A 17,885-nucleotide genomic window follows, 5' to 3' on the forward strand; every position below is an offset into this window, starting at 1 on the left:
TCGCTCGCGGGACGACATACGGCGCTGCTCGGCAAAGCCCGTGAGAAAATCACGCTATGGTTTCGATCCTCGATGGCCTGAATCCGCAGCAGCGCAGAGCGGTTGAAGCGCCGGATGGGCCGACGCTCATCTTGGCCGGGCCCGGCAGCGGCAAGACGCGCGTGTTGACCAGCCGTGTGGCCTATCTCATCGGCGCGCGGAACGTCTACCCGTATCGCATCATGGCGGTGACGTTCACCAACAAGGCCGCGCGCGAGATGCGCGACCGGTTGACCCGTATGGCCGGCCCGGGCCCGACCGCTGACCTCACGCTCGGCACGTTCCACAGCATCTGCACGCGCCTGCTGCGACGCGAGGCGCAACAGGCCGGCCTCGATCGCGATTTCACCATCTACGACAGCGACGACCAGATCAATGTGGTGAAGGCGGCGTTGGCCGAGCTAAATCTGGACGAGAAGAAGTACAAGCCCGCGTCCATCCACGCCGCCATCAGCGCAGCCAAGAATGAACTGGTGACGCCGGAGCGCTACAAGCCAGATTCCTACTTTGGCGAGATCGTCGGTCGCGTCTATGCGCGCTACAACGCCATGCTGCGCGCCAACAACGCGCTGGATTTCGATGACCTGCTGATGGAGGCCGTGTTGCTGTTGCAGCGCAGCGCGACCATTCGCGACAAGGTGCAGGATCGCTACCTGCACGTGTTGGTGGATGAGTTTCAGGATACCAACATCGCGCAATACGAGCTGATCAAGCTGATCGCTGGCAAACATCGCAGCGTGTTCTGCGTGGGCGATGCAGATCAGAGCATCTATGCCTGGCGCGGCGCCGACCATCGCAACGTGCTGCGCTTGCGCGAGGATTATCCCGACCTCAACATCATCGCGCTGGAGCAGAACTATCGCTCAACGCAGACGATCCTGGATGCGGCCATGGCCGTGATCAAGAAGAACCCGAATCGCTTGCACGTCAACTTGTTCACTCAGCGGGGCTATGGGCCAAAGATCGCCGTGCGTGAGATGTTCAACGAAGAGGAAGAGGCGCAGTATGTGGTGGATACCATCGCCGAGCTGGTGCGGCTCAAGGCGGCTGAGCCGGGTGAGATCGCCGTGATGTATCGCACCAACGCGCAGTCGCGCGCCATTGAAGATGCCTTCGTGCGCGCCGGCATGCCCTATCGCCTGGTCGGCGCAACGCGCTTCTACGCGCGCAAAGAGGTCAAGGACGTGCTGGCTTATCTGCGCATTGTGAATAACCCATCCGATTGGGTAAGCCTCAAGCGCATCATCAACGTACCCCCGCGCGGCATAGGCGATAAGACCTTCGCACAACTCGAAGCCGCGTCTCGCACCGCCGGCCTGACGTGCCTGGACGTTATCCAGCAAGGGAGCGGGTCGGGCCGCGGCGCGCGCGCGCTCGGGGAATTCGGCGCGCTGTGGGCGCAGTGGGTGCGTCTGCGCAGCGAGCTGAGCGTCGGCCAGTTGTTCGACCACATCATCCAGACCAGCGGTTATAAGGACTATCTGAAAGATGGGACGGCGGAGGGCGAGGAACGCTGGGCCAACGTGATGGAGCTGCGCAATGTGGCTGCCGAAGCCGGCGACCTGCCGCTGAGCGAATTCCTCAGCGAAGTTGCCCTGGTGAGCGATGTGGATAACTACGACGAGAACGCGAACGCCCCCACGCTGCTGACACTCCACGCAGCCAAGGGCCTGGAGTTCAAAGTGGTGTTCATCGTCGGCCTGGTGGAAGGGGTGTTGCCGCACAGCCGCAACATGGACAACCCCGAACACTTGGCCGAGGAGCGTCGGCTGCTGTATGTCGGCATCACACGGGCGAAAGAGCGTCTGTACTTGCTGCGGCCTTTTCGCCGCTCGCAGTGGGGCGCGAGTGATGTGGCCGAGCCTTCGCGCTTTCTCGCTGACCTGCCCGACGAAGTGGTGGACGGCAAGCCGCGTTCGAATCGCGAGGTTCTGCGTGATGCGACGACGTGGCGCAGCGATCGCCCGCCGGAGCCGCCGGCCGCGCTCGCCGATACGCAATTCAAGCCAGGCGACCGCGTGGTACATCCGCGCTTTGGCCATGGCCTGGTGCTGCGTAGCACCCGCGTGCGCGACGATGAAGAGGTGGAAGTGTTCTTCGAGCATGCCGGCGGCAAGCGGCTTTCGGCGGTGCTGAGCGGGCTGAAGAAGCAGCGACGCTGACCGGTCGCGCAGGCCCGCACTGGCTGGATGGCTATACCCGGCCTCGGCGATTTCGCTTAAAACCGGGCAGCGACGCTTGGCATATCAAGCCCGAGGTGGGGCACGCGACAAAACGATGACTACGACAGACCCTGCGCCGACGGCGCAAACTCCTACCGGAAAGGTCATCACCTCAATTGAGGCGCTACAACGCGAGCGCGAGTCGTTTGATGCGTTGTTCAAGCCCAGGACGATTGCCGTGATCGGCGCAACGGACAAAGCCGGCAGCGTCGGCCTGGCGATCATGCAGAATTTGAAAACCTTCCGCGGTCCGGTTTTCCCCGTCAATCCCAAACGCGACGCGGTGCTCGGCTTGCCGGCCTATCCCCACATCGCCGCTGTGCCGGCCAAAGTGGATCTAGCCGTGATCGTCACGCCGGCGACGACCGTGCCTGCCATCATCGGCGAGTGCGTTGCCGCCGGCGTGAAATCGGCGCTGATCATCTCGGCCGGCTTTAAGGAGGTCGGCCCCCAGGGCGCAGAGCTGGAGCGTCAGATCCTGGCGCAGGCGCGCAAGGCGCACATGCGCATCGTCGGCCCGAACTGCTTGGGCATCATGAACACCCGCATCGGCCTCAACGCCACTTTCGCTGATGCCATCGCCAACCCTGGCCGCGTGGCCTTCATCAGCCAGAGCGGCGCGTTGTGCACGGCCGTGCTCGACTGGAGCTTCCGCGAGAAGGTCGGCTTCAGCTACTTCATCTCAGTAGGTTCGATGCTGGATGTGGGGTGGGGCGATTTGATTGATTATCTGGGCGATGACCCCAACACGGACAGCATCGTGATGTATATGGAGACGATCGGTGACGCGCGCTCGTTCATCTCGGCCGCGCGTGAGGTGGCCCTGAACAAGCCGATCATCGTTATCAAGGCGGGGCGCACGGCGGCGGCGGCTCAGGCGGCCGCATCCCACACCGGCTCGCTGGCTGGCAGCGACGACGCGCTCGACGCCGCCTTTCGGCGCTGCGGCGTGTTGCGCGTGAATACCATTGCCGACCTTTTCTACATGGCTGAGGTGCTGGCCAAGCAGCCGCGCCCCAAAGGCCCGCGCTTGACCGTGGTGACGAACGCCGGCGGCCCCGGGGTGTTGACGACCGACGCCCTGATCCAAAACGGCGGTGAGCTGGCGCCGCTCTCGCCGGAGACGATGGAGAAACTGAACGCCCTGCTGCCGCCGCACTGGAGCCACAATAACCCGATTGATGTGCTGGGCGACGCCACGCCGGAGCGCTACGCCCAGACGCTCGAAATTGCTGCCGCCGATCCGAACAGTGATGGCCTGCTGGTCATCCTCACGCCGCAGGCGATGACCGACCCGACGGCGACGGCGGAATTACTGCGCCCGTATGCGCGGCTGCGTGACAAGCCGGTGCTGGCAAGCTGGATGGGCGGCGATTCGGTCGAAGCGGGTGAGCACATCTTGAACGAGGCCGGCATCCCGACGTTCGGCTATCCCGACACGGCTGCCCGCATGTTCACCTACATGTGGCGCTACAGCGACAACCTGCGCGCGCTCTACGAGACGCCCGTTCCGGCCGACGATCGCGCGATACACCGCGATCAAGCGGCGGCGATCATCGCGCAGGTGCGCGCTTCCGGGCGCACGCTGTTGACCGAGCATGAGTCCAAGCAGTTGCTGGCGGCTTACGGCATCCCTACCGTGCCGACGTTCATCGCCGAGAGCGAGGATCAGGCCGTCGCGCAGGCCGAGCGAATCGGCTACCCGGTCGTGCTCAAGCTGCACTCGGAGACGGTGACGCACAAGACCGATGTGGGCGGCGTGCGTCTGAACCTGCACAGCGCATCCGATGTGCGCGATGCGTACCGGCTGATCAACGCGTCGGTATCGGCGCGGGCGAAGGCGGCGGATTTCCTCGGCGTGACCGTGCAGCCGATGATCAATCTGGACGGCTACGAACTGATCCTGGGTAGCACAACCGATATGCAACTCGGGCCGGTGCTGCTGTTCGGCGCCGGCGGCCAATTGGTGGAAGTGTTCAAGGATCGCACGCTCGGTTTGCCGCCGTTGAACACGACGCTAGCGCGGCGCATGATGGAGCAGACGAAGATCTACACTGCGTTGAAGGGCGTGCGCGGACGTGATCCAGTGCCGCTGGACGAGTTGGAGCAACTGATGGTGCGCTTCAGCTACCTGGTGGCGGAACAGCGCTGGATCAAGGAGATTGACATCAACCCGTTGCTGGCGTCGAAGGAGCGTTTGATCGCGTTGGACGCGCGCGTGGTGTTGCACGATCCGAAGCTGACCGAGGCCGATCTGCCGCGCACGGCGATCAAACCCTATCCGGTGCAGTACGTCGGCCCGTGGACGTTACACGACGGCACGCCGGTGACGATCCGGCCGATCCGCCCGGAGGACGAGCCGTTGTTGGTCGAATTCCACTGCACGCTTTCAGAGCAGACCGTCTATCAGCGTTACTTCCACTTGATCCCGCTGAGCGAGCGCATCGCCCATGAGCGGCTGACGCGCATCGCGTTTATCAACTATGAGCGTGAGATGGCGCTGGTGGCGGAGGTGCGCGACGCAGCGCTGAAACCGCACATCATCGGCGTGGGGCGGTTGATCAAACTGCGCGGCGGCGAGGAGGCCGAGTTCGCCATCTTGATCAGCGATGAGTATCAGCGTCAAGGCCTGGGTCGCGAGTTGCTCCGGCGGCTGGTGGAGATCGGCCGGCAGGAGGGTGTGAAGCGCATCGTAGCCGAGATTTTGCCGGACAACATCGGCATGATTCGCGTGAGCGAGCAGGTGGGTTTCGCGTGCAAGTATCACCCCGACGAAGGCGTGGTGAAAGCCGAGCTGCTGTTGGTCTAGCTGAGGCGAAGCAAAACTACCTGCCGCCGCCGTTGAACAGCCGCGCAATCAGGTTGAGAAGAATCGAGAGCGTGATGCTGAGCACGATCATTGTGCCCAGTGGGATATACAGCTTGAAATTGTCGCGTTCGATGACGATATCGCCGGGCAGCCGGCCGATGCCGGGCAGCAGGCTTGTGGCCAGTTGCACCAGCAACCCCAACACGATCAAGCCGACCCCGCCGAAGATCAGCAGCCGAGCCAGGGGATGAAGTTCGGGCATGTAAAGCATTGTAACGAAGATTGAATTGCGCGTTCTGCTCGTGGGCGATAAGCTATGACATCGCGGCTGTGAAGCGTGATGCATGGAGCGCAAACGATGAATATCCTGGCGAGTGACGTTGGCGGCACCAAGACGATCCTGGCGGTCTTTTCGTCCGCGCAGGGGATGCACGCCCCGCTCTTTGAGGCGACGTTCGTGAGCGCGAACTATCCCGATCTCGAATCCATCGTTAGGGAGTTCCTGGGCAAAACGAATTTGCGGGTTGAGCGGGCTGCCTTTGGCGTGGCCGGCCCGGTCTTGAACGGCGTGGCGCGCATCACCAACTTGCCCTGGGTGATGGAAGAAGCGAAGCTGGCCGAGGCCTTCGGGCTATCCAGCGTGAAGCTGATCAACGATCTGGAGGCCATCGCCAACGCCGTGCCTGTGTTGGAAGCGGACGATCTTGTGCTATTGAACGACGTGCAGCCGGCGGCCGGGGGGGCCATCGGTGTGATCGCGCCGGGCACGGGCCTGGGCGAGGCATTCCTGTTGCAAGTGGATGGCCGCTACCGCGCCTTCCCCTCCGAAGGGGGCCACAACGACTTTGCCCCCAGCAATGAACTTGAAAACGAACTGCTGCGCTACCTGCAACGCAAATTCGGCCGGGCCAGCTACGAGCGCGTATGCTCCGGCATCGGCATTCCCAACGTTTACCAATTCCTGCGCGATTGCGCCTATATCCAGGAATCGCCGTGGGTAGCCGAGCAACTGGCTGTCGCTAAGGATCCCACCCCAGTGATCGTGGCCAACGCGCTGACCGATCCGCCCGATCCGCTGTGCGCGCGCGTGATGGACATCTTCACCTCGGTGCTGGCGGCCAAGGCCGGCAACCTGGCGCTGACGGTGATTGCGACCGGCGGCATCTACCTCGGTGGCGGCATCCCTCCGCGCATCCTGCCATTGCTGCAACGCGAATCGTTCATGAACACCTTCCGCTACAAAGGGCGCCTATCGGGGTTGATGGAGCGCATCCCGGTGCGCGTGATCGTGAACAGCAAAGCCGGCTTGCTGGGTGCAGCGCGCGTGGCTGCCGGCATTGATAATTGAGGGGTCAGGCTCAACGCTCGGAGTTACAGCTCACCCCTCAGCGCCCTGCGCAGCGCAGCGATGCCTTCGGCCACGCTGTGATTGGGCGAATACACCGCCGAGCCAACCACGGCGATGCTGGCGCCGGCATCACGCACATCGCGAATGGTGTGCACGTTCACGCCGCCGTCCACTTCCAGTTCGGCGTTCGGGTTGACCGCGTTCAACATCTCGCGCATGCGCTGGAGGCGCTGGGTCGCGCTAGGGATGTAGGCCTGTCCGCCGAAGCCGGGCTCAACCGACATGATCAGCACCAGGTCCACCAGCGGCAGCGCATCCTCAACTGCGTTGAGCGGGGTGAGCGGGTTGAGCGCGACGCCCACTTGTAGATCGAGCTTGCGCAACGCTTGGATGGTCGAGTATAGATGTGGGCAAGCCTCCACATGCACGGTGATGCGCTGCATGCCGGCCGCTTTGTAATCTTGAAAGAAGCGTTCCGGCGCTTGCACCATCAGGTGGGCCTCGCAAGGCAGCAAGGTGCTCCGTCTCACGGCTTCGCAGACGGCCGGGCCAAACGTGATGTTAGGCACCAGTGCGCCGTCCATCACATCGAGATGCATCCAATCGGCGCCGGCCTCCTCAGCCGCCCGAACTTGTTCGCCCAGCCGGGCGAAGTCCGCTGTGTAGATCGAAGGGGCAAGTTTCATCGGCGCGAATTGTAGGCAAAAGCGCGTATTTTGACTTTCGCTCGCCCCGGGCTAATAATGGCCCTTGTTGTGAACTCCCGGGTCGCTTTTGGACTCTCTTGTTACACCTTCCCGTTCACGTGTGGATTTTTGAGACGCGACGGCCATCCCGCCTGCCCGCACCCGATGAACGGCCTCGATCTGGTCGAGCTGGCGGCGCAGCACGGCATGGCCGGCGTCGAGTTCCCGCTCAGCATCCTCCCGGATCATACGGAGGCCGGCATGGATCGCTTTGGCGCGCTGTTGCGGGCAAACGGCATGACCTATGTGCTCGATCTGCCGGTGTTGGACGTGGAGCAGGCGCGCGCCTGGCTGCCGCTCGCCAAGCGCGCCGGCGCGCGTGTGGTGCGCTGCATGGTCAGCGATTTTCTCGAGGGCGCGCGCGCCATGTATGCGCCGGATTGGAATGCCCACATGCGCGAGATGATCGCGAAACTGCTCGCCGTGCGCCCGCTGCTTGATGAGTTGGACATGGTGCTGGCCATCGAGAATCATCAAGACGTGAACTCGGATGATTTGCTGGCGTTGTGTCAAGCCGGGGGATCGCGCGTCGGCGTAACGCTCGATGGGGTGAACGCGCTGGCGGTAGCCGAGGAACCATACGAGTTCGCGCGCCGATTGGGCGCGCGCATCTTCAACGTCCACATCAAGGATTACACCATCCATCCCACGCCCAGCGGTTACAACCTGGTGCGCGCCAGCATCGGTGAGGGGTGTATTGACTGGCGCGCGATGCTGACGCTGCTGCGCGAGATCGCCCCGGGCGCGACATGGCACATTGAGCTGGCGGCGTTGAATGCGCGTCATATCCGGCTGTATGAGGATCAATGGTGGCGGGGCTATCCGCCGCGTGATATTCGCGCTATGCTGCCGTTGTTCCGCTTTCTCGCCCGGCATATGCAGCCGGCCGACGCGCCCTGGCAGACGCCTTGGGAGCGCGGCGCATCCGCCGAAGAATGCGAGCGCTATGAGCGCGACCAGCTTGAACGCACGGTGCGCTATCTCAAGACGGAGCTTGCCGATCTAGTCGGTGTATGACCGGTCACGGGTCATCGGCAACCGGTCAGTGTGAGGGCTGGCGAATGGCCATTACCAAGTTGCCGATTACCTGATGACCGACGAACGTTTCACCGTTGTCCACAATGCCTGTCTCAACAATCTACGGAGCATGGTCGCTCGATCACGTTGATCGGCGCGCACGGCAGCGCTATCGGCTGGTAGCCACGCGAGCAGTTCTCTTACACTGTGCCGCGCGCCATGCGTCTGCTGATCGCGCTGTTGGAAAATGGGCGGCTGAAGCTCGATGAGATCCTCTCTCGTTTCGCGCGTGCGCGCGAGGCCAAGACAATGTACGACGGCCTGCTCAACGACAAAGAGCAGTATCACGCTGTGGCGTTGCGCTGGTAATTTGAAGATTAGAGATTAGAGATTAGAGATTAGAGATTAGAGATTAGAGATTAGAGATTAGAGATTAGAGATTAGAGATTAGAGATTAGAGATTAGAGATTAGAGATTAGAGATTAGAGATTAGAGATTAGAGATACGTTCTGCTCTCTTCTGACTTTCAAGCGACCGAAAAGTATGAAATGTCTGCTCTACCCTGCCTGGGATACACTGGAGATCGCCGAGCAACCGAGGCCGGTTCTGGCCGAGGGCGAGGCGTTGGTCAAAGTCGCTGCGGTGGGCGTGTGTGGCAGCGAGCTGGAGGCTTTTCGCCATCGCAATCCGCGTCGCACGCCGCCGCTCGTCATGGGGCACGAGTTCTGCGGCGAGATCGTCGCGCTTCATCCGAGCGCGTCGAACGTTGGCTGGCGCGTTGGCGATCGGGTCGTCTGCAACGCGCTTGTGCCGTGTGGCCAGTGCGTCCGCTGCAAACGCGGCGATCCGCATCTGTGCGCTCGGCGCCAAATCTTCGGCATGCACCGTCCAGGCGCTTTCGCCGAATACGTCAACGTGCCGCTGCGCGTGCTTATCCCGTGGCCCGACGGTATGCCGGCCGAACATGCCGCGCTCGCTGAGCCGCTGGGCAACGGCGTGCACATGGTCAATTTGGTTAAAGATCTCCGACCTCGCACGGTGCTCGTCATCGGCGCAGGGCCGATCGGCCTGTTGGCGCAGCAGGCATTTCAAGCGCTGCTGGGCGTCACAACGTATGCCGCCGATCTGAGCGACGTGCGCCTGACCGTGGCGCGTCGCGTCGGTGCGGCGCAGGTCTTCAACCCGCGCGAGGTGGACGTGGTTCAGGCGGTGCGCGACCTGACCGATGGCGAAGGCGTGGATGTGGTGATTGATGCAGTCGGCGCCGCTGTGACCAAGAAGCAATCAGTGCAGGCCGCCCAGCCGGGCGGCGCAGCAGTGTGGATTGGCCTGCACGAGAATACCCTCACTTCGTTCGATACCTATGATGTGACCTTATCGGAGAGGCGGGTGCTCGGCACCTACGCCGCCAGGCTCGAAGAGATGCAAACCGCGCTCGAACTGATGGCTGCCGGCAAAGTGGACGTGAGCAGTTGGCCGGAGGTCTTTCCGCTCGAGCGCGGCGTCGAGGCCTTCCGACGCATGCTGGCTGCCCAGGGCAACGATATCAAGGCGATCATCAAGCCGTGAGCGACGGCTTGGCGAAGCCGATAAAATCTTCGTATGTCTCCACGGGCGCGTGCCGCATCCGATTCAGCGCTGGACGATCTGAAGCGCGCGCTGGCTGATCATCTCTCCAGCCGGCCTGAGATCGTGTTTGCGATGCTCTACGGCTCGGCTGCCGAAGGTCGGCCTTTTCGCGACGTGGATGTGGCCGTGTATGTGGACGAATCACAACTGGCCGGCCGGGATCGCTATGCGTATATTTTCATGCTGGCAGATGTGCTAGAGCAGTGCATCCCTTACCCAGTGGACGTGCGATTGATCAATGACGCGCCGCTGCCTTTTCGTTACAACATCAGTCGGGGGCAGCCGATCTTCGCACGAGATCCGGCAGCGCTTGCCGACTTTCTCAGCCGGACCTGGGATGAGTATCTCGACTTCCAACCGGTCGCGATGAAGTATCTGGAGTATCTTCGCACTGCCCCACGCTATGCCGATCGAGGTTGATCCCATCCGTGTGCGCGAACTGGTTGGTGCAATAACCGATGCCATCCATCGGCTGCGCGAACTGGGCGCCATGCCAGAGGCAGAGTTCCTAGCCGACTTTCGCAATACGGAAAGCGCTAAGTATCTGTTCATCGTTGCGACGGAGGCGGCCATTGATTTGTGCAATCACATCGTGTCGCGACAAGGTGGCCGTGCGCCCGAAAGTTACGCCGATTGCTTCACCGCCCTGGCCGATCTTGGGTTGATTGATGACGACTTGTCGTTGCGATTGCGTCGGATGGCGCGCTTCCGCAATTTGCTCGTTCATCTCTACTGGCGCGTAGATAACTCGCGGGTGTATGAAGCGATTCACACGTCGTTGAGCGACATTGAAGGCTATATTCGCGCCCTGCTCGACCGCTTGCCACTCGGGTCGGCCGGCGCAGCTTGAACGAAGGACGACATCATGGATATGCTAACGAACAAACGCATCATCGTCACCGGCGCGACGATGGGCATCGGACAGGCCGTCGCGATGCGCGCGGCTCGCGAAGGCGCCGATGTGGCGTTCTGCGGATTGACCGAGCAGGGCGCCGATGAGACGATTCGCGCGATCGAGTCTGCTGGCCGGCGGGCATTCTTCAAGGTCGTGGACCTGCGCGACCTAGACGCCGCGCGGCAGTTCGCGCGCGAAGCGATTGCCTTTCTCGGTGGGCTGGACGGCCTGGTCAACAACGCCGGCGCAAACACTTGGCACGGCGTACTGACTTCGACGTTCGAGGACCTGGACAACTGCTTCCGGGTCAACTTCTATCACGCTTGGGCGTTGAGCCAAGAAGCATACCCGCACCTCAAGGCAGCCGGCGGCGGCGTCATCGTCAACCTATCTTCGATCAATGCTGAGCGCACGCTGCCAGGCGTGTTCCCCTATAACGTCGCCAAAGCCATGCTCGTCGCGCTCACCAAGTCCATCGCGTTGGAATGGGGCAAGGACAACATTCGGTCGGTGGCCATCCAGCCCGGCTTGATCTTGACCAACCTGGCCATCGAGTACTTCAACACGTTCCCCGATCCGGCGGCGGCGCGCTATCGCAGCGAGGGCGTGTATCCGCTCAAACGCGGCGGCCGGCCCGAGGAGATCGCTGCCACCATCGTTCACATCCTGGGCGGCGAGAATGGCTTCCTCAACGGCGTGCCGATCTTGATTGACGGCGGCATCAGCGCGCTCTACGAGACGCGCCTGGATGAGTGACTGTGGCTATGGCGACTTCCCTGAAACCCGTCGTGCGAGCTGTGCACTGCGACTGGCGCGCCGACGATGAGACGGTCTATCAGGCGCTCAAGCGCGCTACGCAGCCGCTGACGCGCGCTTGGGATAAGCTGCGCAACGCCCGGCGTATTGCCATCAAGTTCAACCAGGACAAAGAGGCGCGCCATCACATCACCTTCCACCACCATCGCGTGCAACTCGTGAGCGACTGCGTGGCGCGAGCCACACTGCGCCTGTTGCGAGAGAACACTTCCGCCCAGTTGTATTGCGTGGATGTGAGCTTCTACCGCAAGTATGTGCCGCAGGCGAAGGATGAGGACACCACGCAACTGCGCCATGTGCTGCGCGAGTTCGACGTGACCTACATTGACGGCAACGTGGATGTGGTCTGGGCATCCGTGCCCGGCGGCGGCCTGATGTTTGATCGCTACCCGGTGACGCGCGAATTCGCCGACATGGACGCTTGGGTGAGCGTGCAAAAGCTGAAGAATCACGCCTTCATGGGCGTGACGCTGTGCATGAAGAACCTCTTCGGCCTGATGCCGACCGAGCCGCTGGGCCGGCCGCGCACGTATTACCATCACTTGGTGCGTATGCCCTACGTGTTGGCCGACCTCGGCCGGCTCTACGACCCGGCGCTCAACATCATTGATGGTTTGGTGTGCCAAGCCGGCGAGGAATGGGGCAGGGGCGAGGAAATGCGCATCGCCAACACGCTCATCGCCGGCGATCACGTCGTGGCGACCGACGCCGTCGGCGCATACCTGATGGGGCACGATCCTGCGCGTGGTGACTGGAAGACCGAGCCGTTTCACCGCGACCGCAACGCGCTGCGCGTCGCGGCCGAAAGCGGCTTTGGCACGGTGAACCTGGACGAGATGGACTTTGTCAGCGAGGTGACGGCCCCGGTAGGCGACAAGCCGTTCTTCGCCAAGATCACCGATGCGCCGGAGATCGTGCACAGTTGGCGCAAGACGACCGCCGAGCAAGGGTTGTATTACCGTGACCACCGCGAGGATTTCATCCGGCGCTACGCCGGTGAATACATCCTGCTGCAAATGGGTGAGGTGAAGTGGCACGATCCGAGCGGCACGGTGCGTGCCTCGCGCCGAATCCTGAGCGGCGATCACCCCGAGCAAGCGATGTGGATGAAATACGTGGATCCCGACGAGGCTGAGGGCGAACACTTCGAGGTGTACGAGCGCACACTCGACGAAATCCGTGCGCTAGAGTCGGCGTAGAGAGTGTTGCGCAGCGACCGGTGTGGCGACCGCGCCACCCATCGAGTGCCCCATCACGATAGGCCGGTTCAATTCGAGCGCGCGGATGAGCGCAGCCACGTCGGCGGCGTGATCGGCGGCGGCATAGCCGCGCTCCGGCGCGTTGGAGAGGCCGTGCCCGCGCGCATCGGGTGCGACGATCGCTCTACCACTCGTAGCTCTGTGCGACGATGATGCCCTGGGCTTTGGCGCGCGCCAAAAACGCCGGCCGCGCGTAGTGGGTGATCAGCAGCGGCACCACCTCCATTTTCGGCATGGCCTTCCTGACAACCGCCACTTTGTCTGCCAGTTGCGCCAGCGCCTCCTCCTCCCGCTGCGGATTTGCCAGTTGCAGCTTGGCCTCCCCCACGATCAGCACCTCTTGGCCGTCGCGCTTTGCCCGGCCGAACAGGTTAATCTCCTCACCCCCGATCTCGGTGCGTATCAGGCGTTCGCTCACGCTCAAGCCATATTTGTCTGCCAGAAACGCCGGCAACATGCGATACGCCTCGTTCTCCAGCGCGTAGCCGAAGCTGCGCGACAGCCCGCCTAGTTCGGTGCGGGTCTCGTTCAGGCCGCGGGCCAGGATGCGGATTTCGTCAGCCGTTTGCCTTTGTGCCTCGGCCAATTCTTCCATGCGCAAGGCCAGCGTATCTACCCGTTGCTCGGTGCGCTTCTGTGCCTCGGCCAGCTCTTCGACTTGCTGCTCGGTGCGCTTCTGCGCCTCGGCCAGCTCTTCGACTTGCTGCTCGGTGCGCTTCTGTGCTTCGACCAGCTCTTCGACTTGCTGCTCGGTGCGCTTCTGCGCCTCGGCGAGTTCACGCACGATCGCCTTCAGTTCGTTGAAGTCGCTGGTCTTGACCAGGTCTTGGTAGGCGTCGGTGATGACCTGAGCCAGCACCGACGCTTGCTCCGCTGAAAAGTAAGGCTTGAGTTGACGCTCGGTCAATTCGCGCCGTGATTCCAACTGCACGCGTACATTCTACATGGTATGGCTGCAAAAGGGGCTGGCGTTCAGTTGAAGATTGCTGGGCGCATGTAAAGCGGTGATGCGTAACACCGATCCCTATGGACACACCGACCACCTATGGAACGAGCCGATTCTGAACGCGCTCATCCCGAAATAGCGCGCCATCTCATGCCGCCTCGGGGCTGAGTGCTGCTTTCGCCGCGGCGACGAACGCGCGCACTTTGGCATGGTCTTTCTTACCCGGCGATGCCTCGACGCCGCTGGCGACGTCCACGCCCCACGGTCGAACCGTACGAATAACATCGGCTACGTTGTCGGGTGTGAGGCCGCCGGCGAGCAGCAAGCGGTAGCGTCGGGCCAGGCTTAGCGCCAGCGATGCATCAGCGCGCTGGCCGCTGCCGCCGTAGAGCGTGGCGTGATTGGCGTCGAGAAGAAGGTCTGGCAGGTGAGGGTTTGCGCCCGACGATTGAGCAAATGCGGCACCGGCGTCGTCCCACTCGCGGATAGCTTTGTAGGCGCGACCGCCCATCGCCGCCAGGTCGTCGGGTGGCTCTCTGCCGCTCAACTGCGCGAAGTCCAGGCCGACTTCATCCAGCACGCGCAGCATGTCGGCCGGCGATTCGTTGACAAACACGCCGACGCATCGGACCCCCGACGCTTGACTGCCCAATCCCCCATGGCCTGTCTCTACGCCCTTGCCCCTGATGCCGGCGATGATCTCGCGCGCAATCTCCAAAGTCACCGCGCGTGGACTCTTGGAGTAGAAGATGAAGCCGAGCAGGTCTGCGCCTGCATCTATGGCGCACAGCGCGTCGTCCAGATTGGTGATGCCGCAGATTTTGACGACCGTCATTCTCGACGACTATAGCGCAAGGGCCGGGGCGACGCCGTCTGGCGATGGCTAAAATTTGCGCGTATGGCTATACCTGAGCATCTGGAGGCGACCGTCAGGAATCTGCCGGCGCTGCCCGGCTGCTATCTTTTCTACGACAGCCGGGGCGAGGTCATCTACGTCGGCAAGGCAGTGAACTTGCGCAGCCGCGTGCGCTCCTATTTTAATCCCCACACCTGGGCGTTCAACCCAAAGACGGCGCGGCTGGTGAAGGAAATCGCGCGCATTGAATTCGTCGTGCGCGGCAGTGAGCTGGAGGCGCTGATTCAGGAAGCCGAGCTGATCAAGAAACATCGCCCGCGCTACAACATCCGCCTGAAGGACGACAAGCGCTATCCATATCTCAAGGTGACATGGCAGGATGACTTCCCGACTGTGACGGTCACGCGGCGGATTGAACGCGACGGAGCGCGCTATTACGGGCCGTATTCCAGCGCCAAAGCGGTATATGCCACGCGCGACGCGCTGCGCAAGATGTTCCCCTTCTTGAACTGTGACCGCGTGATCACCGGTCACGACGCGCGCGCCTGCTTGTATTACGACATCAAACTGTGCAGCGGCCCATGCATCGGCGCCATCAGCCGGGCTGAATACCGCGCCAACATTCAGCGCCTGTGCGATTTCCTCGAGGGCAAGAGCGAGCAAGTGATCGCCGACGTGCGCGCGCGCATGGAGCGCGCATCCAGCGCTTATCAGTTCGAGAAAGCAGCCGAATACCGCGACCAGCTCAAAGCGCTGGAGCACGTGGTCGAGAAGCAACGCATCGTCAGCAGCGCCGGCACCGATCAAGATGTGATCGCCTTTGCGCGCGATGAAGGCGAGACCTGTGTGCAGGTGCTCTTCATCCGCGGCGGCAAGCTGCTGGGCCAAGAATACTTCGTGCTTGACGGCGCGGAAGGCGAAGACGATCAAAGCGTGCTCGACGCGTTCATCAAGCGCTTCTACGACGAGGCGGCCTATGTGCCGCCGGAGGTGCTGTTGCCGACAATGGTCGAAGAGGCTAACATCATCGAAAACTGGTTGAAGCAAAAGCGCGGCACAGCGGTGAAGATTCGCGCTCCGCAGGCCGGCGCCGACGCCAGCTTGGTCGAGCTGGCGCGGCAGAACGCCCAGGAACAGCTCGCGACGTTGAAGGCGCAATGGCGCGAGGACAGCGTGCGCCAAGAAGCAGTGTTAAAGGAGCTGCAGGAAGCGCTTGACTTGCCTCGCCTGCCGGCGCGCATCGAGTGCTACGACATCAGCAACACCCAGGGCGCGGCTATCGTCGGCAGCCTGGTGGTGTTTGTGCACGGCGTGCCGAAGAAGAGCGACTATCGCCGCTTCAACATTAGGGACATTGCCGGCCCGAACGACTTCGAGAGTCTGCGGCAGATGCTGCGGCGACGGTTTCAGCGATGGCAGGACGCTCACGGCGGAAACCCAGGGCAAGGGGATGGGGCACAGCCGCAAGATGCACGGCCTCTTGTCCCCCTTGCCTCGCCGTCCCCAGGTCTGAGGCAAAGGGATGACGCGAGCTGGGCCTTGCTGCCCGACCTGGTCATCATTGACGGCGGCAAAGGGCAGCTCGGCGTCGCCGTCGAAGTGCTGCGTGAGTTTGAACTGGCTCATATTGTGCCTGTCGCATCACTGGCCAAGCAGAAGGAAGAAATCTTCCGGCCTGGCAGGGCCGACCCGATCTTGTTGCCGCGCAACGCCCAGAGCTTCTTCCTCGTGCAGCGCATCCGCGACGAGGCGCATCGCTTCGGCATCACCGGCCACCGTCGGCAGCGCGAGAAGATCGGCCTGGCCTCACAGCTCGACGCGCTGGCGGGCGTTGGCCCGGCGCGCCGGAAGAAGCTGCTCACGACCTTTGGCTCGATCGAGGCGATCCGAGCGGCGAGCGTGGAAGAGCTGGCCAAAGTGGTGCCCCGACCCGTGGCCGAGGCGATCAAGGAGGGGCTGGGCGGTTAACCCGCCCGCGGAAAGCCTATGGTCTGGTATCATGCTGAAGCAGGGCCTGTAGCTCAGCGGTGAGAGCAGTCGGCTCATAACCGATTGGTCGCTGGTTCGAATCCAGCCGGGCCCATGCCGGGGCGAGCTGCCGTGGCCTTTTGAAGCCATATCGCTCGCCCCAGCGCGTCCATGCCGGTCGTTACGCTCACGCAGCGCTTTCTCGCGCCGCCGGAAGAAGCGTCCTATTCAGTTCGCACGGTTGAGATTCCACCGGCTCAGCTCGCAGTGCCGCAAACGCTCATCCGGCAGTTTGGCGTGCCGCCTGAGCGGGCTGCGCAGTGGTGTCGTCAGGCGGCGAATGCGCGCCAGCCGGGCACATGGCTGCAGCCCCATACATGGAGCGGCGCCGTCGCCCTGCTCATCTGTGGCGCCGGTGACAACCGCCACGCGTTCAAGTGGCTGCTCTTTCGTCGGTTGCTCGAGCGCAACATCGCCGTGCTCACCGTGGACCCACCCGGACACGGCGATTTTGTGTCCGTGCCTTGCACGGTGGACAACGCCCGTCGCGCGGCGCGCGCTGCGCTGGACTGGCTGTGCGCCCAGCCCGGCGTGCAGCGCGTCGGCGCTATCGGCATCAGCTTCGGCGGCAATCAAGCGCTGGACCTCGCAGCGCATGATGAGCGCGTGATGGCGTTGGTCACGATCTCTACGCCGGTGAAGCTGCCGCCGGTGACGCCCGTGACCATTGCCCGTGAGTTGCTCGGGTTGGTGTGTCTGCCGCGTAATCTGGCGTTGCTGCGCTACCAGTCGCTGCGCAAGATGTGGGCCGAATGGCGGAGCGTAAAAGGCGCGTGGTTTGGCGAGAGCTTGTATGACATGATCGCGCGCTTCGACGCCCCGCAGGCCGTCCGCGCAATCGGTCGGCGTTCTAAAATGTTCGTTCATGGCAAGTGTGATGTGGCCGTGCCGCCCATCAATGCCAAATGGCTATACGAGGCGTCTGAGCCGGAGCGCGAGTTGCTCCTCGTTGCGCAAGCCACCCATCTCAGCGTCATCCTCTTTGACAAGGAAGTGACGCAGATGGCCGACTGGCTGGCGGCCAAACTCGTGCACACCTCCTCGCCATGAACGGGTGTATTTCTCCGCAGCGGCGAGACAGGGCAGGCGCAGGCATGGTCTGCATCTGCCCGCGATATAGGTTGCCCATGCCCTTCGCTCAAAATGGGGCCTATGGCCCAACTCGAATCGGCGCTTGTAAAAATCAAATAAACGTCCGGCATGATTACCCTACTGTAAGCATGCTTTCGGTCGGGAGGTGATTTGAATGTCTGAGCAGAATACGCAACGGTCCTC

17 protein-coding genes and 1 tRNA gene are annotated in these 17,885 nt (G+C 62.5%); 13 read left to right on the forward strand and 5 right to left on the reverse strand.

Features of this window, described 5'->3' with window-relative positions:
- Positions 1–56: 56 nt before the first annotated feature.
- Both GXH28_RS07545 and GXH28_RS07550 read left to right on the forward strand, forming a co-directional pair.
- The gene (locus GXH28_RS07545) at positions 57–2,201 is read left to right on the forward strand and encodes an ATP-dependent helicase (protein ID WP_169238413.1); all 2,145 of its coding nucleotides are present in this window, start codon (positions 57–59) and stop codon (positions 2,199–2,201) included.
- Between the two features lie 115 nt (positions 2,202–2,316).
- The gene (locus GXH28_RS07550; RefSeq protein ID WP_169238414.1) at positions 2,317–5,070 is read left to right on the forward strand and encodes a bifunctional acetate--CoA ligase family protein/GNAT family N-acetyltransferase; all 2,754 of its coding nucleotides are present in this window, start codon (positions 2,317–2,319) and stop codon (positions 5,068–5,070) included.
- Between the two features lie 16 nt (positions 5,071–5,086).
- Here GXH28_RS07550 and GXH28_RS07555 read toward each other — a convergent pair whose 3' ends face one another.
- Positions 5,087–5,332: a DUF2905 domain-containing protein gene (locus GXH28_RS07555; protein ID WP_169238415.1), complete on the reverse strand. Its 246-nt coding sequence runs from the start codon at positions 5,330–5,332 to the stop codon at positions 5,087–5,089.
- Positions 5,333–5,428: 96 nt separating this feature from the next.
- Between GXH28_RS07555 and glk the strand changes: the two genes are divergently transcribed.
- Positions 5,429–6,418, forward strand: a complete 990-nt coding sequence (gene glk / locus GXH28_RS07560; protein WP_169238416.1) for a glucokinase — start codon at positions 5,429–5,431, stop codon at positions 6,416–6,418.
- 23 nt (positions 6,419–6,441) lie between these two features.
- On the opposite strand, the gene rpe is transcribed toward glk, so the two are convergent.
- Positions 6,442–7,104, reverse strand: a complete 663-nt coding sequence (gene rpe / locus GXH28_RS07565; RefSeq protein WP_169238417.1) for a ribulose-phosphate 3-epimerase — start codon at positions 7,102–7,104, stop codon at positions 6,442–6,444.
- 69 nt (positions 7,105–7,173) lie between these two features.
- On the opposite strand from rpe, the gene GXH28_RS07570 reads away from it, so the two are divergent.
- The 7 genes from GXH28_RS07570 (at position 7,174) to GXH28_RS07600 (ending at position 12,720) form a co-directional block, all read left to right on the forward strand.
- Entirely contained in the window at positions 7,174–8,181 is a 1,008-nt protein-coding gene (locus GXH28_RS07570) for a TIM barrel protein (protein WP_169238418.1), read from the forward strand.
- Positions 8,182–8,400: 219 nt separating this feature from the next.
- Complete coding sequence (locus GXH28_RS07575) at positions 8,401–8,550, forward strand: hypothetical protein (RefSeq protein ID WP_169238419.1); 150 nt, start codon at positions 8,401–8,403, stop codon at positions 8,548–8,550.
- 174 nt (positions 8,551–8,724) lie between these two features.
- Positions 8,725–9,750 (forward strand): zinc-dependent alcohol dehydrogenase, encoded by a 1,026-nt coding sequence (locus GXH28_RS07580; protein ID WP_169238420.1) that lies wholly within the window; start codon positions 8,725–8,727, stop codon positions 9,748–9,750.
- A gap of 33 nt (positions 9,751–9,783) precedes the next feature.
- Positions 9,784–10,230 (forward strand): type VII toxin-antitoxin system MntA family adenylyltransferase antitoxin, encoded by a 447-nt coding sequence (gene mntA, locus GXH28_RS07585; RefSeq protein WP_169238421.1) that lies wholly within the window; start codon positions 9,784–9,786, stop codon positions 10,228–10,230.
- Positions 10,214–10,660, forward strand: a complete 447-nt coding sequence (gene hepT / locus GXH28_RS07590) for a type VII toxin-antitoxin system HepT family RNase toxin (RefSeq protein WP_169238422.1) — start codon at positions 10,214–10,216, stop codon at positions 10,658–10,660. Before mntA ends, hepT begins: the two co-directional genes overlap by 17 nt.
- 21 nt (positions 10,661–10,681) lie before the next feature.
- Positions 10,682–11,461, forward strand: a complete 780-nt coding sequence (locus GXH28_RS07595; RefSeq protein ID WP_169238423.1) for an SDR family NAD(P)-dependent oxidoreductase — start codon at positions 10,682–10,684, stop codon at positions 11,459–11,461.
- A gap of 8 nt (positions 11,462–11,469) precedes the next feature.
- Positions 11,470–12,720: a DUF362 domain-containing protein gene (locus GXH28_RS07600; protein WP_169238424.1), complete on the forward strand. Its 1,251-nt coding sequence runs from the start codon at positions 11,470–11,472 to the stop codon at positions 12,718–12,720.
- On the opposite strand, the gene GXH28_RS16960 is transcribed toward GXH28_RS07600, so the two are convergent.
- The 3 genes from GXH28_RS16960 to GXH28_RS07615 form a co-directional block, all read right to left on the reverse strand.
- A complete protein-coding gene (locus tag GXH28_RS16960; protein WP_169238464.1) occupies positions 12,706–12,900 on the reverse strand; it encodes an alpha/beta fold hydrolase in 195 nt (64 codons plus the stop codon). The two genes, GXH28_RS07600 and GXH28_RS16960, sit on opposite strands and share 15 nt — an antisense overlap.
- A gap of 4 nt (positions 12,901–12,904) precedes the next feature.
- Positions 12,905–13,711 (reverse strand): hypothetical protein, encoded by an 807-nt coding sequence (locus GXH28_RS07610; RefSeq protein ID WP_169238425.1) that lies wholly within the window; start codon positions 13,709–13,711, stop codon positions 12,905–12,907.
- Between the two features lie 163 nt (positions 13,712–13,874).
- Positions 13,875–14,561 (reverse strand): phosphoribosylanthranilate isomerase, encoded by a 687-nt coding sequence (locus tag GXH28_RS07615; protein ID WP_169238426.1) that lies wholly within the window; start codon positions 14,559–14,561, stop codon positions 13,875–13,877.
- 63 nt (positions 14,562–14,624) lie between these two features.
- On the opposite strand from GXH28_RS07615, the gene uvrC reads away from it, so the two are divergent.
- From uvrC to GXH28_RS07630, 3 genes are all read left to right on the forward strand, one after another.
- Positions 14,625–16,550 carry an excinuclease ABC subunit UvrC gene (gene uvrC, locus GXH28_RS07620; protein WP_169238427.1) on the forward strand — a complete coding sequence of 642 codons (1,926 nt, stop codon included), beginning with the start codon at positions 14,625–14,627 and terminating at the stop codon, positions 16,548–16,550.
- Between the two features lie 42 nt (positions 16,551–16,592).
- Positions 16,593–16,665, forward strand: a tRNA-Ile gene (locus tag GXH28_RS07625).
- A gap of 56 nt (positions 16,666–16,721) precedes the next feature.
- Positions 16,722–17,660, forward strand: a complete 939-nt coding sequence (locus GXH28_RS07630) for an alpha/beta hydrolase (protein ID WP_169238428.1) — start codon at positions 16,722–16,724, stop codon at positions 17,658–17,660.
- The last annotated feature ends 225 nt before the right edge of the window (positions 17,661–17,885 follow it).

Source organism: Candidatus Roseilinea sp. NK_OTU-006, assembly GCF_012931985.1.
Lineage (GTDB): Bacteria > Chloroflexota > Anaerolineae > J036 > Brachytrichaceae > JAAFGM01.

Coding starts and splice junctions, on each gene's coding strand:
- GXH28_RS07545 (WP_169238413.1), top strand. CDS start 57: ATGGTTTCGATCCTCGATGGCCTGAATCCGCAGCAGCGCAGAGCGGTT.
- GXH28_RS07550 (WP_169238414.1), top strand. CDS start 2,317: ATGACTACGACAGACCCTGCGCCGACGGCGCAAACTCCTACCGGAAAG.
- GXH28_RS07555 (WP_169238415.1), bottom strand. CDS start 5,332: ATGCCCGAACTTCATCCCCTGGCTCGGCTGCTGATCTTCGGCGGGGTC.
- glk (WP_169238416.1), top strand. CDS start 5,429: ATGAATATCCTGGCGAGTGACGTTGGCGGCACCAAGACGATCCTGGCG.
- rpe (WP_169238417.1), bottom strand. CDS start 7,104: ATGAAACTTGCCCCTTCGATCTACACAGCGGACTTCGCCCGGCTGGGC.
- GXH28_RS07575 (WP_169238419.1), top strand. CDS start 8,401: ATGCGTCTGCTGATCGCGCTGTTGGAAAATGGGCGGCTGAAGCTCGAT.
- GXH28_RS07580 (WP_169238420.1), top strand. CDS start 8,725: ATGAAATGTCTGCTCTACCCTGCCTGGGATACACTGGAGATCGCCGAG.
- mntA (WP_169238421.1), top strand. CDS start 9,784: ATGTCTCCACGGGCGCGTGCCGCATCCGATTCAGCGCTGGACGATCTG.
- hepT (WP_169238422.1), top strand. CDS start 10,214: ATGCCGATCGAGGTTGATCCCATCCGTGTGCGCGAACTGGTTGGTGCA.
- GXH28_RS07595 (WP_169238423.1), top strand. CDS start 10,682: ATGCTAACGAACAAACGCATCATCGTCACCGGCGCGACGATGGGCATC.
- GXH28_RS07600 (WP_169238424.1), top strand. CDS start 11,470: ATGGCGACTTCCCTGAAACCCGTCGTGCGAGCTGTGCACTGCGACTGG.
- GXH28_RS07615 (WP_169238426.1), bottom strand. CDS start 14,561: ATGACGGTCGTCAAAATCTGCGGCATCACCAATCTGGACGACGCGCTG.
- uvrC (WP_169238427.1), top strand. CDS start 14,625: ATGGCTATACCTGAGCATCTGGAGGCGACCGTCAGGAATCTGCCGGCG.
- GXH28_RS07630 (WP_169238428.1), top strand. CDS start 16,722: ATGCCGGTCGTTACGCTCACGCAGCGCTTTCTCGCGCCGCCGGAAGAA.